At 71.4% G+C, this 367-nt stretch carries 1 protein-coding gene; it reads left to right on the forward strand.

The window, feature by feature from the left end:
* Positions 1–167: 167 nt before the first annotated feature.
* Positions 168–367, forward strand: a 200-nt coding sequence (locus FLV34_RS39905; protein WP_147945644.1) for a PrgI family protein, incomplete at its 3' end; no start/stop codon positions are given.

Raw genomic sequence — 367 nt, forward strand, 5'->3', positions numbered from 1 at the left:
ATGTACCGGCTCCGCACCCAGAACAGCCCATCACGGCCTGCCCGCCCACCGGTCCCGCCGGTGATGTTCCGGCCTCCCGTCTACCCCTCGCAGGGCGTCGCCAGAGGCGCGCACGACGCAGCGGATCGCCGTACTCCGCCCCCCAACCCCACAGGAGATGAGGGCCGATGAGCTGGGTGCAGCCGGTTCGCATCCCCGCCGACGTGGACCAGGAAGACAAAATCGTCGCGGGGTTCACCGCCCGCCAGGTGGTCATCCTGGTCGGCACCGGCGCTCTGCTCTACGCCGCGTACCTGCTCGTCGGTGACCGGGTGCCGCTCGTGGTCTGCGCCGCGGTGGCGCTGCCGATCGCGGTGGCCGGGATCCT

Source organism: Microbispora sp. CSR-4 (assembly GCF_008033685.1).
In the GTDB taxonomy this organism is placed as follows: domain Bacteria; phylum Actinomycetota; class Actinomycetes; order Streptosporangiales; family Streptosporangiaceae; genus Microbispora.